This is a genomic window from Citrobacter sp. Cf087, assembly GCF_030334285.1.
Taxonomy (GTDB): Bacteria; Pseudomonadota; Gammaproteobacteria; order Enterobacterales; family Enterobacteriaceae; genus Citrobacter; species Citrobacter freundii.
This window is the reverse complement of record NZ_JAOWED010000028.1, coordinates 15,515-36,046: the sequence shown is the minus strand read 5'-3', so window position 1 is coordinate 36,046 and position 20,532 is coordinate 15,515. Positions and strand designations below refer to the sequence as shown.

Sequence of the window (20,532 nt, the reverse complement as noted above, 5' to 3'; positions counted from 1 at the left end):
GCCAGGCGAGAGCGACATAGCCGTTATTTGAATAATAATATATTAACGTAACTGTTATGCTGTTATCTATATTATGTGATCTAAATCACTTTTAAGCCAGAGTGAACAATGGAACGATTAAAACGTATGTCGGTGTTCGCCAAAGTTGTCGAAATGGGCTCCTTCACCGCCGCCGCAAGACAGCTACAAATGAGCGTTTCATCGATAAGCCAGACGGTCTCAAAACTGGAAGATGAGCTACAGGTCAAGCTGCTAAACCGCAGCACGCGTAGCATTGGGCTAACTGAAGCCGGTAAAATTTATTATCAGGGCTGCCGGAGAATGCTGCACGAAGCGCAGGATGTTCACGAGCAACTCTATGCCTTTAACAACACGCCCATCGGCACTCTGCGCATTGGCTGTTCTTCAACTATGGCACAAAATGTCCTCGCCGGATTAACCGCCACGATGCTGAAAGAGTATCCGGGATTGACGGTAAATCTGGTGACCGGCATCCCGGCCCCGGATTTAATCGCTGATGGTCTGGACGTGGTTATCCGCGTCGGCGCGTTGCAGGACTCCAGCCTGTTTTCACGCCGTTTGGGGGCTATGCCGATGGTGGTCTGCGCGGCGAAAAGCTATCTCGCACAGTTTGGCACCCCGGAGAAACCTGCCGATCTCAGCAACCACTCGTGGCTGGAATACAGCGTGCGCCCGGATAATGAATTCGAGCTTATCGCTCCGGAAGGAATTTCCACCCGCCTGATCCCAGAGGGTCGTTTTGTGACTAACGATCCGATGACATTGGTACGCTGGCTGGCCGCAGGCGCGGGCATTGCCTATGTACCGCTGATGTGGGTGATCAATGAGATCAATCGTGGCGAAGTGGAGATTCTGCTTCCCCGCTACCAGTCGGATCCGCGTCCGGTCTACGCGCTGTATACCGAAAAAGACAAATTGCCGCTCAAGGTGCAGGTGGTGATTAACTATCTGACAGACTATTTTGTCGATGTAGCGCAGCTGTTTCAGGGAATGTACGGTCGGGGAAAAGAGAAATAAAAAAAGTGTAGGCCGGATAAGGCATTGACGCCGCATCCGGAAAGATGCCCGATGGCACTGGTGCTTATCGGGCATACATCATGATGTTATGCGGTGCCACCCACGGTCAGGTTATCCACCTTCAGCGTCGGCTGGCCCACGCCCACCGGCAGGCTCTGCCCTTCTTTACCGCACACGCCCACCCCGTTATCCAGTTTCAGGTCGTTACCCACCATCGAAATCTGCTGCATCGCTTCGATACCAGACCCAATCAGCGTCGCGCCTTTCACCGGTTTGGTGACTTTACCGTTTTCAATCAGATATGCTTCAGACGTAGAGAACACAAATTTCCCGGAGGTGATATCCACCTGGCCGCCGCCGAAGTTAGGCGCATAAATACCGTATTCAACGGATTCGATGATTTCCTGCGGCGTAGATTTCCCCGGCAGCATATAGGTGTTGGTCATACGTGGCATCGGCAGGTGCGCGTAAGATTCGCGGCGACCGTTACCCGTTGGCGCAACGCCCATCAGGCGCGCATTCAGTTTGTCCTGCATGTAGCCTTTCAGAATACCGTTTTCGATCAGCACGTTGTACTGACCCGGCGTGCCTTCATCATCAATAGCCACAGAGCCACGACGGTCCGCCATTGTGCCGTCATCCACCACGGTGCACAGTTCTGACGCTACCAGCTCCCCCATGTGACCGCTGAATACCGAGGTACCACGGCGGTTAAAGTCGCCTTCCAGACCATGACCGACCGCTTCATGCAGCAGAACGCCAGGCCAGCCAGCGCCGAGTACTACTGGCAGCGTACCAGCAGGCGCAGCTACCGCAGAGAGATTAACCAGCGCCATGCGTACGGCTTCTTTCGCCCATGCGTCAGCACGAACTTCACCATCAAGGTCGCCCAGGAAATAGTCATAGCCAAAACGACCGCCGCCACCGCTGGCGCCGCGCTCGCGCTTACCGTCCTCTTCCACCTGTACGCTTACGGACAGGCGTACCAGCGGGCGAACGTCAGCGGCCAGCGTACCGTCGGTCGCTGCTACCAGGATCAGTTCATAAACACCGGTCAGGCTGGCGGTTACTTCCTGGACGCGCTTGTCGGCGGCACGCGCCACGCTGTCTACGCGGCGCAGAATATCCAGTTTCTCTTCGCGGCTCATGCTCTGCAGGGGATCAACCGAGGTGTAAAGCGCCTGATGCTCCACAGCTCCCAGCGTTTTTACTTTGCCGTCACCGCTGTCACGCACGATAGTACGGGCAGCATGAGCACTCTGCTCCAGCGCCAGCAGGCTAATCTGGTCTGCATAGGCAAACCCTGTTTTTTCGCCGCTGATGGCGCGCACGCCAACGCCCTGATCGATATTGTAAGAACCATCTTTAATGATGCGGTCTTCTAAAACCCAGGATTCGTGATAGCTCGACTGAAAATAGAGATCGCCGTAATCAAGACGGCGTTCGGCCAGTTGGCCCAGGATGGCAAACAGATCCTGATGTTTCAGGCCATTTGCCGCTAGCAATTGTTCACTTACCAGGTTCAGACTCATCGTTTTGCTACTCATTAGTTACTGTTGTAGGCCTGATAAAACGCGCCAGCGTCGCCATCAGGCACTTCAATGCCGGATGGCGGCGTGAACGCCTTATCCGGCCTACGGACTGCGGTAGAGGATCTATGTTGAGATTGGGGCAATTACTCGCCCCCGTCAAATTATTGCTGGCTTTCTTTGCGCGGCTGACGCAGAACTTCGTTAATCTGCGGCTTATCGACCGGACCGGTGATGCGATAGCGCAGAATCGACACTTTGCTCCACAATGGTCCCAGAACCTTACTGGCAGCAAACACCGCCGCGCCGACAATCGGATTGACAGCAAACGCAGCGGCAACGCCTACGGTGGCAGAAATTTCCGGCGCGACAATGGCTTCCATATCCAGCTCCCGGCGTACCAGGTTCACCGAGCCTTTCATCGCAATGTCTGCCTCCAGACCGTCCACCAGCGTGTCATCGGTATGCATCACGCCATCTTTGATCCAGGCCGTGCTGCGAATCGAGTCGAAATAGAAACCTTCGCTGAAAGTATCGCTAAAATCAAAACGCAGTTTACGCAGCAACGCATCAAAGCTCAGCAGTCGCAAGAGTTGCCCCGCATGTCCAGTGCTGAGTTCAGTAAGCTCACCTTTGCCCAACCGGGTACGCAAAATCCCATTCAGCGAAGCTTCATCTGGATCCCATGGCGGGTTACGCCAGTGCAGGTCATACTCCACGTTGAACGAAGAGTTACGAATCGGGGTCGATACGCCAAAGAAACTGGCAGCGGAGTCAATTTTACTGCCGCTCAGTTTACCCTTCAGTGACGTTCGTTCTTTGCCCGGCGCGTTCACCCACACACCATCGGTGGTCAGTCTGGCAAAGCCTGTATCCAACAGACCGTTACTCAGCGTTAGCGTGTCGCCTTTAATCGCCACATCGGCATCAATACGCCCATATTTCTGTCCCCACATCCAGCACTCGGCACAGCGTAACTGAACATCCGGCCAGCCGCGGAAGCTGACGTTGTCCACGGCGGAAAACGGCGAGGCTGGAGTACTATTCAGTGGTGCTTTCGTCGGCGACGCTTTCGCCGCGCTGGGGTTGTAATAAAGATACTTAATATTGGCCAGCCACGGCGCATTATTGCGCATAGCCAGCGTGGCATTTATTTCACGTCCCTGCGCCTGCACGATGGAGCCATTGCTCGCAGGCTCAGACACGATACTCAAGTTATTCCACTGCTGACCGCCCAGGGATAACGATGGCGTACGCACCGTGATGCGCTGCGGGAAGTTGGCGTTGGTGCCAACGTTATCTGCTGCGCCTTTCTGGAACAACGCCAGCCATTGCGCGCCATCCATAGGGGGAAGGTTAAGCTCAATACCTTGCTGATCGGGTAACGCGGGCACGGTGCGGCTTTCCGACGTCCAGATTGCGCGGTCAAGCGTCAGTTTCTGATTCAGCAGCCAGCGGCTGTTAAAGTGGTTCTTACTGCCCGCGTTGCCGGTCAGTTCAAAACTGCGCAGATTGCCGTTGGCCTTAACGTTCACCGGTAACGCCTCACCGGCTGCCTTATTCAGCGGAGCAGGTAAGTGACTACTTACATTCTTCAGGTCGCCTTTTAGCTCAATGTCGTAGGTCGGTCCGGCATGATACGGAAGATCGATACCCACCTTGCCATTCCACGCCATGTTGCCGCTTAAGGCATCGTTGACCTGCGCTGGTAAAATCCCCATGCGGGTTGGCTGCCAGTCGCCTTGCAGGTTCACGGCTACCTGATAGGCTTTCGCCCCTTCGGTGGTGGAGAAGTCGACGTTCAGCGGCTGATTAAACCAGTTCGCCGTCATCGGCTCGCTCTTCAGATCGCCGTTGATAAAGCTGAATTTACCATTCAAATTCTTCAGCGTGCTGTCGAGCGGTTTAATAAACAGGCTGTTATTACGCAGGTTGACATCGCCTTTGGCGGTAACCAGCGAGCCGTCTAGCGGAATATCCAGATGTAAGCGAGCATTCACATCGCCGTCAATCTGCAACTGCTCAAGCGTGGCGCCGAGGGAGTCCTTAAGCGGCGTCTCATCAAAATAAGGTCCGACCGCCTTGCCCGGCCCGTTGATATCGGCGTCAATCAGCAGTTTTTCTTTAGCATAGTCGGGAATATTAGCCGTCAGGTTACTGGCCTTCACGCCGCCTAAATTGACGCTATCCGTCTTCATCCACAGACCATCGTTAATGAAGTTCAGTTCAATATTGAGATCGGTTAGCGCAGGCCAGTCGGGCTGGAAAGCAAATTTCGCGTTACGTAGCGGCACCAGAACCTGAAATTGCCCTTCGTTGTGCAGATACGGGAACAGATGCGGGTTACCGCCATACACCAGCGTGGCGTTATCCGCTTCGCCGCCCTGAATAGCGCCGCTGAGGTAGTCAACCAGCTCTTTGCCCATCAAGTTTTCCGGGAAATAGCGCCAGGCCTGAGAGCCGTCGTCGGTGCTAATGCCAGCCAGAATGCCTAACCACGGTTCATCTCCAGTGGGCTGCAGATAGCGAAAACCACCGCGCGCGCGTACCGCTTTCGCTTTAACATCGATGTTGCGCCCATCTAACTGAAAACCTTTATCATTTTTCAGCCAGCTTAGCGTCGCCACGCCGTTCTCTATTTCCAGCGGCGCGCGGAAGACAGTTTCATACGGCATTTTGGCTTGCTTCATGGAGGCGGTGAGCGCCCCATTTTCAACACTGCCCGCAAGCGTACCGGAGAAATGCTCAGCCCCCGGTAACAACTTCCACTGTTTCCAGGCCAGATTGGTCCACGATGACAGGATGCGGGTTTTTTCTGTCGCCTGTAACGGGATATCCAGCGCCAGCACATCTATTTTGCCGCTCGGCTGCGTGGCGCGCCAAATATCACCCAGCGCAGGCGATAACCGGGACGCCATCGGGCGCAGACCTTCTAATCCGGCCAGATCCAGATTGCTGGCACGAATGCGAAGCTCGTCGCTGCGCTTGTTATTCTCACCACCGACTTCCTGCTCAGGGATCCAGGCCAGCGTTAATGCGCCGCTCGGCCAGGGTTTATCATCCATGGTAATACGAGTATCGGGAATAGAGAATTGCCAGCCCGCCTCTTCACGGCTGATGTGCGCCGTCAGATTATCGACGGAGAGCGTGTGCGTACGATTTTCACCCAGCCAACTTGCTCCACCTTTTTTCAGCCAGACATCGCCACCAGAAACGACGCCTTTGCTGATCGTCATCCATGCTTCCAGGCTAAAACGCGCGGTTTGTAGCGCGACATTATCCTGCATCCATTTGCCCAGCCATGGTTTGACGTCGATGTCGTCTGCCTGCAGCCAGACTCGACCATTATTCAACAGCCCTTCGTCATCACGCAGATCCATACGCACCTGCATAACGCCGTGCTGTCCGGTCAGGCTGGAGAGGCTGACCTGACCTTCGGCGCGATGCCGATTTTTACCATTCAGCCAGGTAAGCTGTGGGATCGCCAGTTCAGCACGTTGACCTGAGAGGGTTATAAAGCTGATATGACTGTCGCGTAGATCGAAATGATCAAACTGACGCAGGAAGAGATTGCTGAGATGGTCGGTTTCAATGCCATCTCCGCCTTCACTACGCTGGATAGGAGTATTGGTGCGCAACTGCAGTTGCCAAAAGGTGAGATCGCGAAACTGCCAACGCATGTGCAGCAAACTTTGCCAGACATCCAGCGCCAGCGTGACGCGTTTTACCGAAAATTCTCCCCCATCTTTTAGCTGCGCATGGATATTACGCGCTTCAAGCGTAGGACCGAAATTTTGCCAGCTGGCAGAAAGCTGACTGGCGGAAACAGGTAGACCTGTAGCGGATTCAATCTTGCCAAGAATGGCTGGACGCCAGCTATCAAGATGAGGTAACGCAAGGCGCAGTCCACTGACCAGCAGCGCTGCGATGACAACGAATGCGGCTCCAGTGAGCAGTAATATCCCCGGCAATCGCCTCACGCACCTCTCCTTGTCTACCAAAAAATATGACTCACACCCCTTGAGTGAATATTGCCGGATGACGGCGCTTGCGCCTTATCCGGCCTACATGCGCGGGTGCCACTACACGATTTACATCATGACGACGTCGAACTGCTCCTGGTTATACAGCGGTTCGATTTGTACTTTGACCTGTTTGCCGACAAAGATCTCAACCTCCGCCAGCGCATGTGACTCTTCACCTTTCAGGGTTTCAGCCACTGCCGGAGAGGCATAAACCAGGAAACGATCGGAGTCATATGCATGGTGTACCCGCACGATTTCGCGCATGATTTCATAACATACGGTTTCCACCGTTTTCACCGTACCACGCCCATGGCAGGTTGGACACTCGTTGCACAATACATGTTCCACGCTTTCACGTGTGCGTTTGCGCGTCATCTCCACCAGGCCCAGCTGTGAAAAACCGTTAATGCTGGTTTTTACACGATCCTTGCTCAGAGCCTGCTCCAGGGAGTGCAGTACCCGGCGACGGTGATCTTCATTATTCATGTCGATAAAATCGATAATGATAATGCCGCCGAGGTTACGCAGACGCAGCTGACGAGCAATGGCCTGCGTTGCTTCAATATTAGTATTAAAGATAGTGTCGTCGAGATTACGATGCCCAACAAACGCGCCGGTATTGATGTCGACGGTGGTCATCGCTTCAGTTTGATCGATAATCAGATAACCGCCGGACTTCAGCTCAACTTTGCGTTCCAGCGCGCGCTGGATTTCATTCTCTACGTCAAAGAGATCAAAAATAGGCTGGCGCCCGCTGTAATGTTCCAGCTTGCTGGTCATCTCGGGGATATATTCCGCCGTAAATTCCAGTAACGCCTCATAGGTCAGACGGGAGTCGACGCGGATGCGGTCAAGCTGCGCATCAGCAAAGTCACGCAACACGCGCTGTGCCAGTGCCAGTTCACCGTACATCTGGTATCGTGTTTGCGGGCGCTTTTTACGCTCCATGACTTTTGTCCAGACGCGCTTCAGGTAGGCAGCATCCGAGGCCAGATCCTCTTCGCATACGCCTTCTGCCGCCGTGCGAATGATGAAACCACCCTGCTCATCGCAGTAATCCGCCACCACTTTTTTCAGACGTTCGCGTTCCGTTTCGCTTTCGATACGTTGGGATACGCCAACGTGCGAGGCCCCCGGCATAAAAACGAGATAACGGGAAGGAAGCGTGATGTCCGTCGTCAGGCGTGCGCCCTTCGTTCCCAAAGGATCTTTTACCACCTGCACCATCAGATCCTGACCCTGGCGCACCAGTTCAGAAATGTCGCGTACGGTGAACTGTTTTTGTTCTTCACCCGCCACGCATTCGGTGTGCGGCATGATGTCAGAAGCGTGAAGAAATGCGGCTTTATCCAGTCCAATATCTACAAAAGCCGCCTGCATACCCGGAAGTACACGACTTACACGACCTTTGTAGATATTGCCTACGATTCCGCGTCGCGCCTCACGTTCAATATGAATTTCCTGCAGAATACCGCCATCAATGTAAGCCACCCGAGTTTCCGATGGCGTTACGTTTACCAACAATTCAGCCGTCATGTTTATCCCTTTTCTCACGCAGTGCGTTAAAATTGGTCAGCAACTCATACGTTTCTACCAGCGGTAAGCCGACTACGGCGTGATAGCTGCCATTTATCTTCCTGACAAAACAGCCACCCAACCCTTGAATACCGTATGCACCTGCTTTATCCATTGGTTCACCGCTGGCAACATAACCCGCGATGTCCTCATCGGTTAGTGCTCTGAATGTCACTTCCGTCACTACCAGGCAGTCCAGACTGTGCTGGCAATCGGCCAGTGCCACGGCCGTCATAACTTGATGCGTTTTGCCCGACAGTTTGCGCAGCATTGCTGCGGCGTGGGCAGCGTCGTGCGGTTTTTCCAGCACTTCGCCATTAAGGATAACGATGGTATCCGCACCCAATACCGGCAAATCGCGCGGTGCCAGCGCTACACCAGCCTGCGCTTTTTCGCGCGCCAGACGGGAAACGTACTGCTGCGCACTTTCCTGCGGGTGCCGCTGTTCTTCAATCCCAGGGATCAGTCGTTCAAACGTAACACCAAGCTGAGCGAGCAACTCCTGACGACGTGGAGAACCTGAAGCAAGATACAGAGTATTCATATCAACCTTATTGCACCGCAAACTGCTGACGGACTTTACGCATCAGTAAGAATAGCCATGGCCAAAGCACGCCATTCACTACACTACTCCAGAACACTTCAGGTCTGAAAGAGACGTTGATCACTAAAAACTCGGCCCAGAAAACAATAATATCCACGACCAGTGATAACAACATGACCACCAGCGCCTGTTGCCAGAGCGCGAGGTTTCGGAATAGCTGGAATTTCAGCGCGACCAGATAAGCAATGATACTCATCGACAATGCGCGCACGCCAAGCGTGGAGCCGCTGATGAGATCCAGTATGGCACCCACCACAAATCCCGTGCCCACATTTACGCGATGCGGCAGCGCCAGGATCCAATACAACAAGATGAGCAGTACCCAGTTTGGCCGGAAAACCAGAATGTCATCCGGCCAGGGCATGACTTGCAGCAACAGTGCAATAAGGAACGAGAGCCAAATCACCCAACGTCCCTGGCTACGATAGCTTGCCACTTACTGTCCTCCCGGCTTACGCGGAGCAGGTTGTGGCGGCGTGGTATCCACAGGCGCAGAAGTCACACCTGTTGCAGGAGTTGGCACTGGCGCAGGCGGCCCCATGGCATCTGGTGCTGGCAGAACTTGCGGCATCATTTGCATCAGACGTTCATTGGCAACGCGGTGTACTTCTTCCGGCGTCATCGGGTTCGCGCCATTACGATCGGCCCCCCACAACAGCAACAGATAGCGCAAACGCTGCAGACCCGCGGTCGGGCGAGCCTGAATCACGGTATAAGCGCGCTGAGTGTCCAGCTTAACGGAAGAAACAACAGCAACCGGATAACCTTCAGGGAAACGTCCGCCCAGACCCGAGGTGACCAGCACATCGCCAACGCGAATGTCGGTATTGGCCGGCAGGTGTTCGAGCTGAAGATCGTCAGTGCAGCCGTTACCCGCAGCGATCACGCGAATATCGTTACGCAGAACCTGAATGGGCAGCGCATGCGTCGCATCGCAAATCAGCAGCACGCGGCTCGTCAGTTTAGCCACCGCCACGACCTGACCCACAACGCCTTTGTCACTAATAACCGGCTGACCTTCGTAGACGCCGTTAACGCTCCCTTTGTCGATCACCACCTGATCGCTGTAAGGGTCATTAACCGTTGAGATGACTTGCGTCACCATCTTTTGTTCGTCCTGACGCAATGGCGATCCCAGCAGCTCGCGCAAACGCGCGTTCTCCTGTTTGTATTGCCCCAGCATCAGCAGTTCGCTATTTTTCAGCAGCAGTTCCTGACGCAATGCCCGGTTTTCAAGTTCGAGTTGGTCACGCGAAGCCAGCGTTTGCGACACGCCGTCAAGTAATTCACGAGGACCATTTGAGATAAAGTAGAAAGGACTGACGGCGGTATCCATGTACGTTCGGATTTGACTAAACGTACCCAAGCGGCTGTCGGCAATAATAACGCCGAGCGCCACCAGCACCGCCAGAATAAGGCGAATCTGTAGCGAAGGGCCACGGCTAAAAATTGGCTTCATAGTCTATGCGTATTCTCGTATCAGAGCGGAAGGGCAACCCGCGGGGGCTACCCAACCTGCATCCGATTACTCTTCGCTGAACAGGTCGCCGCCGTGCATGTCGATCATTTCCAGCGCCTTGCCGCCGCCGCGCGCCACGCAGGTCAGCGGATCTTCAGCAACAACAACTGGAATACCGGTTTCTTCCATTAACAGACGGTCAAGGTTACGCAGCAGCGCACCGCCACCGGTCAGCACCATACCGCGTTCGGAGATGTCAGACGCCAGTTCCGGCGGGCACTGTTCCAGTGCAACCATTACCGCGCTAACGATACCGGTCAGCGGTTCCTGCAGGGCTTCCAGAATCTCGTTGGAGTTCAGGGTAAAGCCGCGCGGAACGCCTTCAGCCAGGTTACGACCGCGAACTTCGATTTCGCGCACTTCGTCGCCCGGATAAGCGGAACCGATCTCGTGTTTAATACGTTCTGCGGTCGCTTCACCGATCAGAGAACCGTAGTTACGACGAACATAATTAATGATGGCTTCATCAAAGCGGTCGCCGCCAATACGAACAGAAGAGGAGTAAACCACGCCGTTCAGGGAGATAACGGCAACTTCAGTGGTACCACCACCGATATCAACAACCATTGAACCGGTTGCTTCAGAAACTGGCAGACCCGCACCGATCGCAGCCGCCATCGGCTCTTCGATCAGGAAGACTTCACGAGCACCTGCGCCCTGAGCTGATTCACGGATCGCACGGCGTTCAACCTGAGTTGCTCCAACCGGTACACACACCAGTACGCGCGGGCTTGGGCGCATGAAGCTATTGCTGTGCACTTGCTTGATAAAGTGCTGGAGCATTTTTTCAGTCACGAAGAAGTCAGCGATAACGCCGTCTTTCATTGGGCGAATTGCAGCGATATTGCCCGGCGTACGACCCAGCATCTGCTTCGCATCATGACCTACTGCAGCCACGCTTTTCGGCGAACCGGCACGATCCTGACGAATGGCCACAACAGAAGGCTCATTCAATACGATGCCTTGTCCTTTTACATAAATAAGGGTATTCGCGGTACCCAGGTCAATGGACAGGTCATTGGAAAACATGCCACGAAATTTTTTCAACATACTAAGGGATAATCCTGAAAGCTGGGGCGGAAAACAAAATCCGCTTACTTTACCAACCACACGCAGCAGCGACAAGGCGCAAAAATCATCTGCTACGGTGAAAATTAGTGCAGTTCGTTTCCTTTGTTACAAAACCGGCCTGAGTCCATCAGGGCTGAATAAATCAGCAGCACTCCTCGCTTTTGTTTGCAACCTGTCAAAGGTCATTCACCTGCATGTTTGCTGTTACAACCTGGCGAGCAGGCAAGCACACCCCCAGAAGGCACAGCGCGCGTTATTCTACGTGAAAACAAATTAAACGGCAGGTTAAACCGAGTATCTTTGCGAATATTTTTTCACGTTAGTGTCAAGTGGTTGTGATGCAGCAAAAAAATCCCCTTGCCCACCCGCAACTCCGCGTTCTGTCAGCGTATGCCACTCACTACGCGAACGTACGCCCGTAGCGTAAACCTGCGTGGGTGTTCCCGAACAGGCCTCCACCAGGCTTTGAACCAGAAGCTGATTTTCCGTTCGCTTATCAATGTTCCTCACCAGACTTGGATGCAGCTTCAATAACTCAACGTTAAGCTCTTTAATCCAACTGGTGCTCACCAGCGTTAACCCCGCCTGCGTAACGGCAATACGCACGCCCAGCGCATTCATCAATCTGATGACGGGCTGTAACCGGCTGATATGTTGACAGACATCTGCCTCAGCAAGTTCAATAATTATGCGTTTGCGTAATGATTTTTCGCACTGCATCAGCGTATCACGCAGCCAGCGCTGAAAACGTGGGCGAATAAGCGATTCAACCGTTATCTGCATCGCCAGATTTTCCTGCGGCCAGTAACCCAAAAGCAGGGTCAGACGGCTTATCTGCAAACGGTCATACTCTTCAGCCAGGCCAAATTGAAGGACCATCGGCATATATTCCGCCGAAATGACCTCTTCGTTACCATCAAAAATACGGCACATCAGCTCCCGATGGTGCACCCGCCCTTCACGGGTTACTGCAGGCTTTTGATAAATTCTCGGCCCGCCCCGGCTGAGCATCTGTTCGATCAGCGTTCGCCAGCGTACGTTGCCCCGACCTTTTTCCGGCAGCGAGTCATCATAGACCGACCAGCTATTTCCGCCCTGCAATACCGAATTCCGCGTGGCTGCTTCAGCATGATCCATCACTTGCTCCGGCGACTGACCGCTGCGGCAAACGCAAATGCCAATATGAACCATATCGGCACGATCGATCATTTTATTAGCCGGAAGTGCATCTACCGCTTTTAATAATTGCCCGGCAATACTTTCCGCCTCTTTCAACGTGCGGTGTGGCAGCAGGATGGCAAAATCGCTACGGTGGTAGCGCGCCAGCAACGCGCCCGGATAGCGCGTCATAAAAGTCGACAACAAATTGATCAGCGTCGAGATTTGTTCTTCCGCGAGGGTGATTCCCCAGCTATCGCGCAGCAGCGTAAAGTCCGGCAGGCGTACCATCATCACGACGCCATGCGAGCCTACTTTTTCCTGATCTTCCAGCAGCGTGGCCAGTTGGTTATCAAAGAACAGGCGGTTGCTTAGCCCAGTTTTTGTGTCCTGCGCGACATAGGAACGAATCAGCGTATCCAGGCGGCTGCGTTGCTCGCGAGCATTTTGAATTTCAGTCAGCAGCATATCGAGCGCACTGCTGGTGCGCGCAGGCCATTCATAGACCGTTCCCCGCACGTTCGGCCCACGTTCGCCGTTCAGAATACGTGTGGAACGAATCTCCAGCAGCTCCTGACCCGAAAGCTGGCGCTGAAGCCAGCGCACAGACAAAAAGAGCATCAGAATAATGAAAGCAATGGCTATCGTGAGCGGTGCGGTGGTCAGCAGCGAATGGAAATAGTTACCCATCGGATCCTGATAAACCAGACGCAATGACATGCCCGGATGCTTGACCAACGGTACGGTGATCTCGCGGTAGAGATTGTTCGTCCCTGCCGGTCGGTAGCTACTGGTGCGCGAGTGGTCATACACCACGTGTTCGCCCTGCAACAGTTCGATGCGCACGATATCAACAGAAACCATCAGCTCATCGATTTGCGGGGTTAACGCAACGACATCTCTGGAGACCAGATGCGTATCAATCGCCGTCGCGACCGCCTGCACGCGCGTGGTGAACTTATATTGAATAGCGTTATAGAAACTCAGCGAACAGCCGATCAGAGTCACGAAGATCGTTAACCCAGTAAGCAGCGTGACAAAAGCTGAAAATTTCGTCGTTAATCGCATCCTTGTGTTAACTCCGACAGTTATGAAACAGGCCTGAAAGTGATAAAGCGACCCAAAAATGCAAAACTGAACGCAAAATCCGTCCATTTATACATACAGTGTGGGCATACTACCAAATCAGGTATATCTGGCAATTTATTGCGCAGAATCGGCATCATGTTTTGATTAGCGAGTATAGTCTTCATTAATAATTTTCCAATCCACTATACGAATTGAGGACAGGTTATGCAGGCTTTGATCTTAGAACAGCAGGACGGAAAAACCCTCGCATCCGTTCAACCCCTCGACGAAAATCAGCTACCTGAAGGCGATGTTACGGTGGATATCCACTGGTCAAGCCTGAACTATAAAGATGCTCTGGCTATCACTGGCAAGGGTAAAATCATTCGTAATTTTCCGATGATTCCTGGTATCGATTTCGCCGGTACCGTGCGTGCAAGCGAAGATCCCCGTTTTCATGCGGGTCAGGAAGTGTTACTGACCGGCTGGGGCGTGGGTGAAAATCATTGGGGTGGACTGGCAGAGCGCGCACGCGTGAAAGGCGACTGGCTGGTTGCGCTGCCAAAAGGACTGGATGGGCGTAAAGCCATGGTCATCGGTACCGCCGGCTTTACCGCTATGCTGTGCGTAATGGCGCTTGAAGATGCAGGTATTCGCCCGCAAGACGGTGAAATTGTCGTCACCGGCGCCAGCGGCGGCGTGGGCAGCACAGCCGTTGCGTTACTGCATAAGCTGGGTTATCAGGTTGCGGCGGTTTCGGGCCGTGAAAGCACCCACGACTACCTGAAAAGCCTGGGCGCTAACCGTATTCTTGGCCGCGATGAGTTTGCCGAGTCTCGTCCGCTGGAAAAACAGCTGTGGGCTGGCGCGGTGGATACCGTTGGCGACAAAGTTCTGGCAAAAGTTCTGGCGCAGATGAACTACGGTGGCTGCGTTGCCGCCTGCGGCCTGGCGGGTGGTTTCGCTCTGCCGACCACGGTGATGCCATTCATTCTGCGTAACGTTCGTTTGCAAGGAGTGGACTCGGTGATGACCCCGCCGGCACGCCGTGCAGAGGCCTGGGCACGTCTGGTTAAGGATCTGCCGGAATCTTTCTATGCCCAGGCGGCAACGGAAATTACGCTGGCTGATGCGCCGAAGTTCGCCGATGCCATCATCAATAACCAGGTGCAAGGCCGTACGCTAGTAAAGGTGAAGTAACAGGCCCTGGCGCAGAAATTTACACTTAATTAACCAAATTTCGCGGCACATCTACAGACTCCCTGCCATATTAACTACGCGTCCCCTGTCAGTTATGACGCGTAAGCCGGGAGTCTGTTATGAAGAAATTACGTCCATTTACAGAAGCCGACGTCACTGATGAGTCGGCTTTTTTTATGCAGCGCCGCCAGGTACTAAAAGCATTAGGGATCAGCGCTGCCGCCTTGTCTTTGCCCCTCTCTGCACAGGCCGATCTTCTGAGCTGGTTTAAGGGCAACGATCGCCCGCCCGCACCTGCAGGTAAGCCGCTTGATTTCAGTAAGCCCTCCGCCTGGCAAAATTCACTTCCTTTAACGCCTGCGGATAAGGTTTCTGGCTACAACAACTTCTACGAGTTCGGTCTCGATAAAGCGGATCCGGCAGCCAATGCAGGCAGCCTGAAAACCGATCCGTGGACGTTGCAAATCAGTGGCGAGGTGGCAAAACCACTCACCCTCGATCACGATTCGCTGACCGCCCGTTTCCCGCTGGAAGAACGGATTTATCGGATGCGCTGCGTGGAAGCCTGGTCAATGGTCGTGCCGTGGATCGGCTTTCCGTTACATAAACTGCTGGCGCAGGTTGAACCCACCAGCAACGCAAAGTATGTCGCGTTCGAAACGCTGTACGCACCGGATGATATGCCGGGACAGAAAGATCGCTTTATTGGCGGCGGGCTAAAATATCCCTATGTTGAAGGACTGCGTCTGGATGAAGCAATGCACCCACTCACACTGCTTACTGTGGGGGTTTATGGTAAGGCCCTTCCGCCACAAAATGGCGCGCCCATTCGCTTAATTGTGCCGTGGAAATATGGATTTAAAGGCATTAAGTCGATCGTGAGTATCAAACTCACGCGCGAACGCCCTCCGACAACCTGGAATCTGGCCGCGCCCAATGAATACGGATTTTATGCCAACGTGAATCCGCATGTCGATCACCCCCGCTGGTCCCAGGCCACTGAGCGTTTTATTGGCGCAGGCGGTATCCTGGACGTACAGCGTCAGCCCACGCTGATGTTTAACGGCTATGCCGAAGAGGTTGCATCACTGTATCGCGGACTCAATTTGCAGGAGAATTTTTAAGTGCGTCTGACCGCAAAGCACATTATCGGGCTGAAAGTTTGCCTGCATCTTGCCGGTTTATTGCCGTTTGTCTGGCTATTTTGGGCGGTAAATCACGGCGGCCTGAGCGCCGATCCGGTCAAAGATATCCAGCACTTTACCGGTAGGACAGCTCTGAAATTCTTGCTGGCGACCTTGCTGGTCTCTCCACTCACGCGCTACGCTAAACAGCCATTATTGATACGCACACGTCGTCTGTTAGGGCTATGGTGTTTCGCTTGGGCAACGCTGCATTTAACCAGCTACGCACTACTGGAGCTGGGCATTAATAATCTGGCGTTATTAGGGCGGGAATTACTTACGCGACCTTATTTAACATTGGGCGTTGCTAGCTGGGTCATATTATTCGCCCTCACCTTAACGTCTACGCAAGCTGCACAGAGAATGCTGGGTAAAAAATGGCAGTATCTGCACAACTTCGTCTATCTTGTGGCGATCCTGGCACCCATACATTATTTGTGGTCGGTAAAAATTATCTCCCCTCAACCGATTATTTATGCAGCGCTCGCGGCGGTGCTGTTAGCGTGCCGTTACAAGAAGTTTCGCCAGTGGTGGCGGTAGTTTCACGTTATGTGCAGTGCGTTGCAAAACACGGACGATCCGATTTTCTTTACATGTTAACGGTTGATTATCTTCCCTGATAAGACCAGTATTTAGCTGCCAATTGCTACGAAATAGTTATAATGTGCGACTTTGCTATCCCCGGTAGCGTTTTTAAAGCGCTGAAAGGGTGACAATCGCATATTGAAGGTATATTTTGTCTTTTACCCGAAAATGGCAGAAGATAGCCGCACAATGACTAACAAGTCTGGCAATCTCATTTAATGGCAGCAGCACCCAGTGCAGCGCCTGAGATGCGTGGCATCTTGTCACTCACTGTTATAAAAATGCTATACAGACGGCGGTAAAACGCTTGTCACAATCTCACTAAACAAAGAGTACGGAACCCACTCATGGATATTCGTAAGATTAAAAAACTGATCGAGCTGGTTGAAGAATCAGGCATCTCCGAACTGGAAATTTCTGAAGGCGAAGAATCTGTACGCATCAGCCGTGCAGCGCCAGCTGCAAGTTTTCCGATGATGCAACAGGCTTATGCTGCACCAGTGATGCAGCAGCCAGCTCTGTCTAACGCTGTCGCACAAACTGCCTCTCCAAGTATGGAAGCTCCGGCAGCAGCGGAAATCAGTGGTCACATCGTACGCTCCCCAATGGTTGGTACGTTCTACCGCACCCCGAGCCCGGATGCGAAAGCGTTCATCGAAATCGGCCAGAAAGTGAATGCGGGCGATACCCTGTGCATCGTTGAAGCCATGAAAATGATGAACCAGATCGAAGCCGACAAATCCGGCGTAGTTAAAGCGATTCTGGTAGAAAGCGGTCAACCGGTAGAATTTGACGAGCCGCTGGTCGTCATCGAATAACGAGGCGAACATGTTGGATAAAATTGTTATCGCCAACCGCGGCGAGATTGCCTTGCGTATTCTTCGTGCCTGTAAAGAACTGGGCATCAAGACTGTCGCGGTGCATTCAAGCGCGGATCGCGATTTAAAACACGTATTGCTGGCGGATGAGACGGTCTGTATTGGCCCGGCAGCATCCGTAAAAAGCTATCTGAACATCCCGGCTATCATTAGCGCTGCTGAAATCACTGGCGCGGTGGCAATTCACCCGGGTTATGGCTTCCTCTCTGAGAACGCCAACTTTGCTGAACAGGTAGAACGTTCCGGCTTTATCTTCATCGGCCCGAAAGCCGACACCATCCGCCTGATGGGTGACAAAGTGTCCGCAATCACCGCGATGAAGAAAGCAGGTGTACCAACAGTCCCAGGCTCTGACGGCCCGCTGGGTGATGACATGGACGCTAACCGCGCTCATGCTAAACGCATCGGTTATCCGGTTATCATCAAAGCCTCCGGCGGCGGCGGCGGTCGCGGTATGCGCGTCGTGCGCAGCGATGCCGAACTGGCACAATCCATCTCCATGACCAAAGCGGAAGCGAAAGCGGCTTTCAACAACGACATGGTTTACATGGAGAAGTACCTGGAAAACCCACGCCACATTGAGATTCAGGTGCTGGCAGACGGTCAGGGTAACGCAATTTATCTGGCAGAGCGTGACTGCTCCATGCAGCGTCGTCACCAGAAAGTTGTCGAAGAAGCACCAGCACCGGGCATTACTCCGGAACTGCGTCGCTACATCGGCGAGCGTTGCGCCAAAGCCTGTGTTGATATCGGCTATCGCGGAGCGGGTACTTTCGAGTTCCTGTTCGAAAACGGCGAGTTCTACTTCATTGAGATGAACACCCGTATTCAGGTTGAACACCCGGTAACCGAAATGATCACCGGCGTTGACCTGATCAAAGAGCAACTGCGCATCGCAGCGGGTCAACCGCTGTCCATCAAGCAGGACGAAGTTGTGGTTAAAGGCCATGCGGTAGAATGCCGTATCAATGCCGAAGACCCGAACACCTTCCTGCCAAGCCCGGGTAAAATCACGCGTTTCCACGCGCCGGGTGGTTTTGGTGTGCGTTGGGAGTCTCATATTTACGCAGGCTACACCGTACCTCCGTACTATGACTCAATGATCGGTAAGCTGATCTGCTATGGCGAAAACCGCGACGTCGCTATCGCCCGTATGAAAAACGCCTTGCAGGAACTGATCATCGACGGTATCAAAACCAACGTTGACCTGCAGATCCGTATCATGAATGACGAGCACTTCCAGCACGGTGGAACCAATATCCACTATCTGGAGAAAAAACTCGGACTTCAGGAAAAGTAAGCATGCGTTAACCAAAAAGGCCGGAAATTCCGGCCTTTTGTTTTTCTCCCCTCCCGCACGTGCCATAAGGTACAATCCCCGCTTTCTTTATCCACAAGGGACAAAAAATGGACGCTCGTTTTGTTCAGGCCCATAAAGAGGCGCGCTGGGCGCTGTGGCTAACCCTTTTATATCTGGTTACATGGTTAGTGACCGCTTACTTACCTGATTCAACGCTGGGTTTTACCGGCTTACCGCACTGGTTCGAAATGGCCTGCCTGCTAACGCCGCTGGTTTTCATCGTGCTGTGCTGGGCGATGGTGAAGTTTATCTATCGCGACATTTCGTTGGAGGATGACGATGCAGCTTGAAGTTATTTTACCGCTGGTCGCCTATCTTCTGGTGGTCTTCGGTCTTTCTGTTTACGCCATGCGTAAGAGAGTGACCGGTACCTTCCTGAATGAATATTTCCTTGGCAGCCGTTCCATGGGCGGGGTCGTGTTAGCGATGACGCTAACGGCAACCTACATTAGCGCCAGCTCGTTTATTGGCGGTCCTGGCGCTGCTTACAAATACGGACTGGGATGGGTGCTGCTGGCGATGATCCAGTTGCCTGCCGTCTGGCTCTCATTGGGGATTCTTGGTAAGAAATTCGCGATTCTGGCGCGTCGTTATAATGCTGTTACCCTCAACGATATGCTGTTTGCGCGCTACCAGAGCCGCCTGCTGGTGTGGCTGGCGAGTCTCAGCCTGCTGGTCGCGTTTGTCGGAGCAATGACCGTACAGTTTATTGGCGGCGCACGTCTGCTTGAAACCGCAGCGGGCATTCCTTACGAAACTGGATTGCTGATTTTTGGCGTCAGTATCGCATTGTATACGGCGTTCGGCGGATTTCGCGCCAGTGTACTGAACGATACCATGCAGGGTATGGTGATGCTGATTGGAACTATCGTTTTGCTGGTCGGCGTCGTCCATGCTGCCGGTGGCCTTAGCAATGCGGTGGTAACCCTGCAGACTATCGATCCTAAACTGGTCTCGCCGCAGGGCGCTGATGACATTTTGTCACCCACGTTTATGACCTCATTTTGGGTATTGGTGTGTTTTGGCGTAATTGGCCTGCCGCATACGGCGGTACGCTGCATCTCTTATAAAGACAGTAAAGCGGTACACCGCGGCATTATCATCGGCACCATAGTGGTGGCGATCCTGATGTTTGGTATGCATCTGGCGGGTGCTCTGGGACGGGCGGTAATCCCTGACCTGACGGTACCAGACCTGGTTATCCCTACGCTGATGGTCAAAGTCTTGCCGCCGATCGCTGCCGGGATCTTCCTTGCGGCTCCCATGGCCGCGATCATGTCGACGATCAATGCCCAATTGCTGCAAAGTTCCGCTACGATCATTAAGGATCTGTACCTGAACCTTCGTCCGGAACAGCTTAAAAATGAAACCCGGCTGAAGCGCATGTCAGCAGTGATTACCCTATTGCTGGGCGCGTTACTGTTGCTGGCCGCCTGGAAACCACCAGAGATGATTATCTGGCTGAATCTGCTGGCGTTTGGCGGGCTGGAAGCCGTCTTCCTGTGGCCGCTGGTGCTGGGCCTCTACTGGGAGCGGGCAAACGCGTCAGGCGCATTGAGCGCGATGATTGTCGGCGGCGTGCTTTATGCTTTACTCGCCACCTTTAACGTTCAGTTCCTGGGCTTCCATCCAATCGTGCCCTCGTTACTGATAAGCTTGCTGGCTTTCCTGATCGGCAACCGTTTCGGTTCCGCCGTCCCGCAAGTCGCCATATTGACTACTGATAAATAAAGAGTTT

At 53.4% G+C, this 20,532-nt stretch carries 16 protein-coding genes; 8 read left to right on the top strand and 8 right to left on the bottom strand.

Translation table 11 applies throughout. The features are described 5' to 3' along the window. Nucleotides 1-108: 108 nt before the first annotated feature. A complete protein-coding gene (gene aaeR, locus OGV57_RS08590) occupies nt 109-1,038 on the top strand; it encodes an HTH-type transcriptional activator AaeR (RefSeq protein ID WP_003839896.1) in 930 nt (309 codons plus the stop codon). An 86-nt stretch (nt 1,039-1,124) separates the two neighbouring features. On the opposite strand, the gene tldD is transcribed toward aaeR, so the two are convergent. From tldD to csrD, 8 genes are all read right to left on the bottom strand, one after another. Then, entirely contained in the window at nt 1,125-2,570 is a 1,446-nt protein-coding gene (gene tldD / locus OGV57_RS08585; RefSeq protein WP_003025183.1) for a metalloprotease TldD, read from the bottom strand. A gap of 161 nt (nt 2,571-2,731) precedes the next feature. Continuing rightward, nucleotides 2,732-6,547 carry an AsmA2 domain-containing protein YhdP gene (gene yhdP / locus OGV57_RS08580; RefSeq protein WP_054528835.1) on the bottom strand — a complete coding sequence of 1,272 codons (3,816 nt, stop codon included), beginning with the start codon at nt 6,545-6,547 and terminating at the stop codon, nt 2,732-2,734. A gap of 111 nt (nt 6,548-6,658) precedes the next feature. Further along, on the bottom strand, nt 6,659-8,128 hold the full coding sequence (gene rng / locus OGV57_RS08575) for a ribonuclease G (RefSeq protein WP_003025190.1): 1,470 nt from the start codon (nt 8,126-8,128) through the stop codon (nt 6,659-6,661). Then, nucleotides 8,118-8,711: a Maf family protein gene (locus tag OGV57_RS08570; protein ID WP_003839891.1), complete on the bottom strand. Its 594-nt coding sequence runs from the start codon at nt 8,709-8,711 to the stop codon at nt 8,118-8,120. The genes rng and OGV57_RS08570 overlap by 11 nt, the downstream gene beginning before the upstream one ends. Nucleotides 8,712-8,718: 7 nt before the next feature. Continuing rightward, nucleotides 8,719-9,207, bottom strand: coding sequence for a rod shape-determining protein MreD (mreD, locus tag OGV57_RS08565; RefSeq protein ID WP_003025196.1), 489 nt, complete (start codon nt 9,205-9,207; stop codon nt 8,719-8,721). After that, nucleotides 9,208-10,230 carry a rod shape-determining protein MreC gene (gene mreC / locus OGV57_RS08560; RefSeq protein WP_003844819.1) on the bottom strand — a complete coding sequence of 341 codons (1,023 nt, stop codon included), beginning with the start codon at nt 10,228-10,230 and terminating at the stop codon, nt 9,208-9,210. A gap of 66 nt (nt 10,231-10,296) precedes the next feature. Then, on the bottom strand, nt 10,297-11,340 hold the full coding sequence (gene mreB, locus OGV57_RS08555; RefSeq protein WP_000913396.1) for a rod shape-determining protein MreB: 1,044 nt from the start codon (nt 11,338-11,340) through the stop codon (nt 10,297-10,299). Nucleotides 11,341-11,646: 306 nt separating this feature from the next. After that, nucleotides 11,647-13,587, bottom strand: coding sequence for an RNase E specificity factor CsrD (gene csrD / locus OGV57_RS08550; RefSeq protein ID WP_016151068.1), 1,941 nt, complete (start codon nt 13,585-13,587; stop codon nt 11,647-11,649). Nucleotides 13,588-13,812: 225 nt separating this feature from the next. Here csrD and acuI point away from each other — a divergent pair, with 225 nt between their 5' ends. The 7 genes from acuI (at nt 13,813) to panF (ending at nt 20,525) form a co-directional block, all read left to right on the top strand. Continuing rightward, nucleotides 13,813-14,787 carry an acrylyl-CoA reductase (NADPH) gene (gene acuI, locus OGV57_RS08545; protein WP_016151069.1) on the top strand — a complete coding sequence of 325 codons (975 nt, stop codon included), beginning with the start codon at nt 13,813-13,815 and terminating at the stop codon, nt 14,785-14,787. A gap of 119 nt (nt 14,788-14,906) precedes the next feature. Beyond that, nucleotides 14,907-15,911: a protein-methionine-sulfoxide reductase catalytic subunit MsrP gene (gene msrP, locus OGV57_RS08540; protein WP_044701347.1), complete on the top strand. Its 1,005-nt coding sequence runs from the start codon at nt 14,907-14,909 to the stop codon at nt 15,909-15,911. Then, nucleotides 15,912-16,511: a protein-methionine-sulfoxide reductase heme-binding subunit MsrQ gene (gene msrQ, locus OGV57_RS08535; RefSeq protein WP_003839882.1), complete on the top strand. Its 600-nt coding sequence runs from the start codon at nt 15,912-15,914 to the stop codon at nt 16,509-16,511. Nucleotides 16,512-16,903: 392 nt separating this feature from the next. Then, a complete protein-coding gene (gene accB, locus OGV57_RS08530) occupies nt 16,904-17,374 on the top strand; it encodes an acetyl-CoA carboxylase biotin carboxyl carrier protein (RefSeq protein ID WP_003025210.1) in 471 nt (156 codons plus the stop codon). Between the two features lie 10 nt (nt 17,375-17,384). Next, nucleotides 17,385-18,734, top strand: a complete 1,350-nt coding sequence (accC, locus tag OGV57_RS08525) for an acetyl-CoA carboxylase biotin carboxylase subunit (protein ID WP_003025213.1) — start codon at nt 17,385-17,387, stop codon at nt 18,732-18,734. 107 nt (nt 18,735-18,841) lie between these two features. Beyond that, the gene (locus OGV57_RS08520; protein ID WP_003025216.1) at nt 18,842-19,084 is read left to right on the top strand and encodes a YhdT family protein; all 243 of its coding nucleotides are present in this window, start codon (nt 18,842-18,844) and stop codon (nt 19,082-19,084) included. Further along, on the top strand, nt 19,074-20,525 hold the full coding sequence (gene panF, locus OGV57_RS08515) for a sodium/pantothenate symporter (protein WP_003839880.1): 1,452 nt from the start codon (nt 19,074-19,076) through the stop codon (nt 20,523-20,525). The genes OGV57_RS08520 and panF overlap by 11 nt, the downstream gene beginning before the upstream one ends. Nucleotides 20,526-20,532 lie beyond the last annotated feature (7 nt).

Bases quoted from the DNA above. Each gene is read 5' to 3' on its own strand.
- accC (WP_003025213.1), top strand. From the start codon at position 17,385: ATGTTGGATAAAATTGTTATCGCCAACCGCGGCGAGATTGCCTTGCGT.
- acuI (WP_016151069.1), top strand. From the start codon at position 13,813: ATGCAGGCTTTGATCTTAGAACAGCAGGACGGAAAAACCCTCGCATCC.
- mreB (WP_000913396.1), bottom strand. From the start codon at position 11,340: ATGTTGAAAAAATTTCGTGGCATGTTTTCCAATGACCTGTCCATTGAC.
- csrD (WP_016151068.1), bottom strand. From the start codon at position 13,587: ATGCGATTAACGACGAAATTTTCAGCTTTTGTCACGCTGCTTACTGGG.
- aaeR (WP_003839896.1), top strand. From the start codon at position 109: ATGGAACGATTAAAACGTATGTCGGTGTTCGCCAAAGTTGTCGAAATG.
- tldD (WP_003025183.1), bottom strand. From the start codon at position 2,570: ATGAGTCTGAACCTGGTAAGTGAACAATTGCTAGCGGCAAATGGCCTG.
- OGV57_RS08570 (WP_003839891.1), bottom strand. From the start codon at position 8,711: ATGAATACTCTGTATCTTGCTTCAGGTTCTCCACGTCGTCAGGAGTTG.
- accB (WP_003025210.1), top strand. From the start codon at position 16,904: ATGGATATTCGTAAGATTAAAAAACTGATCGAGCTGGTTGAAGAATCA.
- mreC (WP_003844819.1), bottom strand. From the start codon at position 10,230: ATGAAGCCAATTTTTAGCCGTGGCCCTTCGCTACAGATTCGCCTTATT.
- rng (WP_003025190.1), bottom strand. From the start codon at position 8,128: ATGACGGCTGAATTGTTGGTAAACGTAACGCCATCGGAAACTCGGGTG.
- panF (WP_003839880.1), top strand. From the start codon at position 19,074: ATGCAGCTTGAAGTTATTTTACCGCTGGTCGCCTATCTTCTGGTGGTC.
- OGV57_RS08520 (WP_003025216.1), top strand. From the start codon at position 18,842: ATGGACGCTCGTTTTGTTCAGGCCCATAAAGAGGCGCGCTGGGCGCTG.
- msrP (WP_044701347.1), top strand. From the start codon at position 14,907: ATGAAGAAATTACGTCCATTTACAGAAGCCGACGTCACTGATGAGTCG.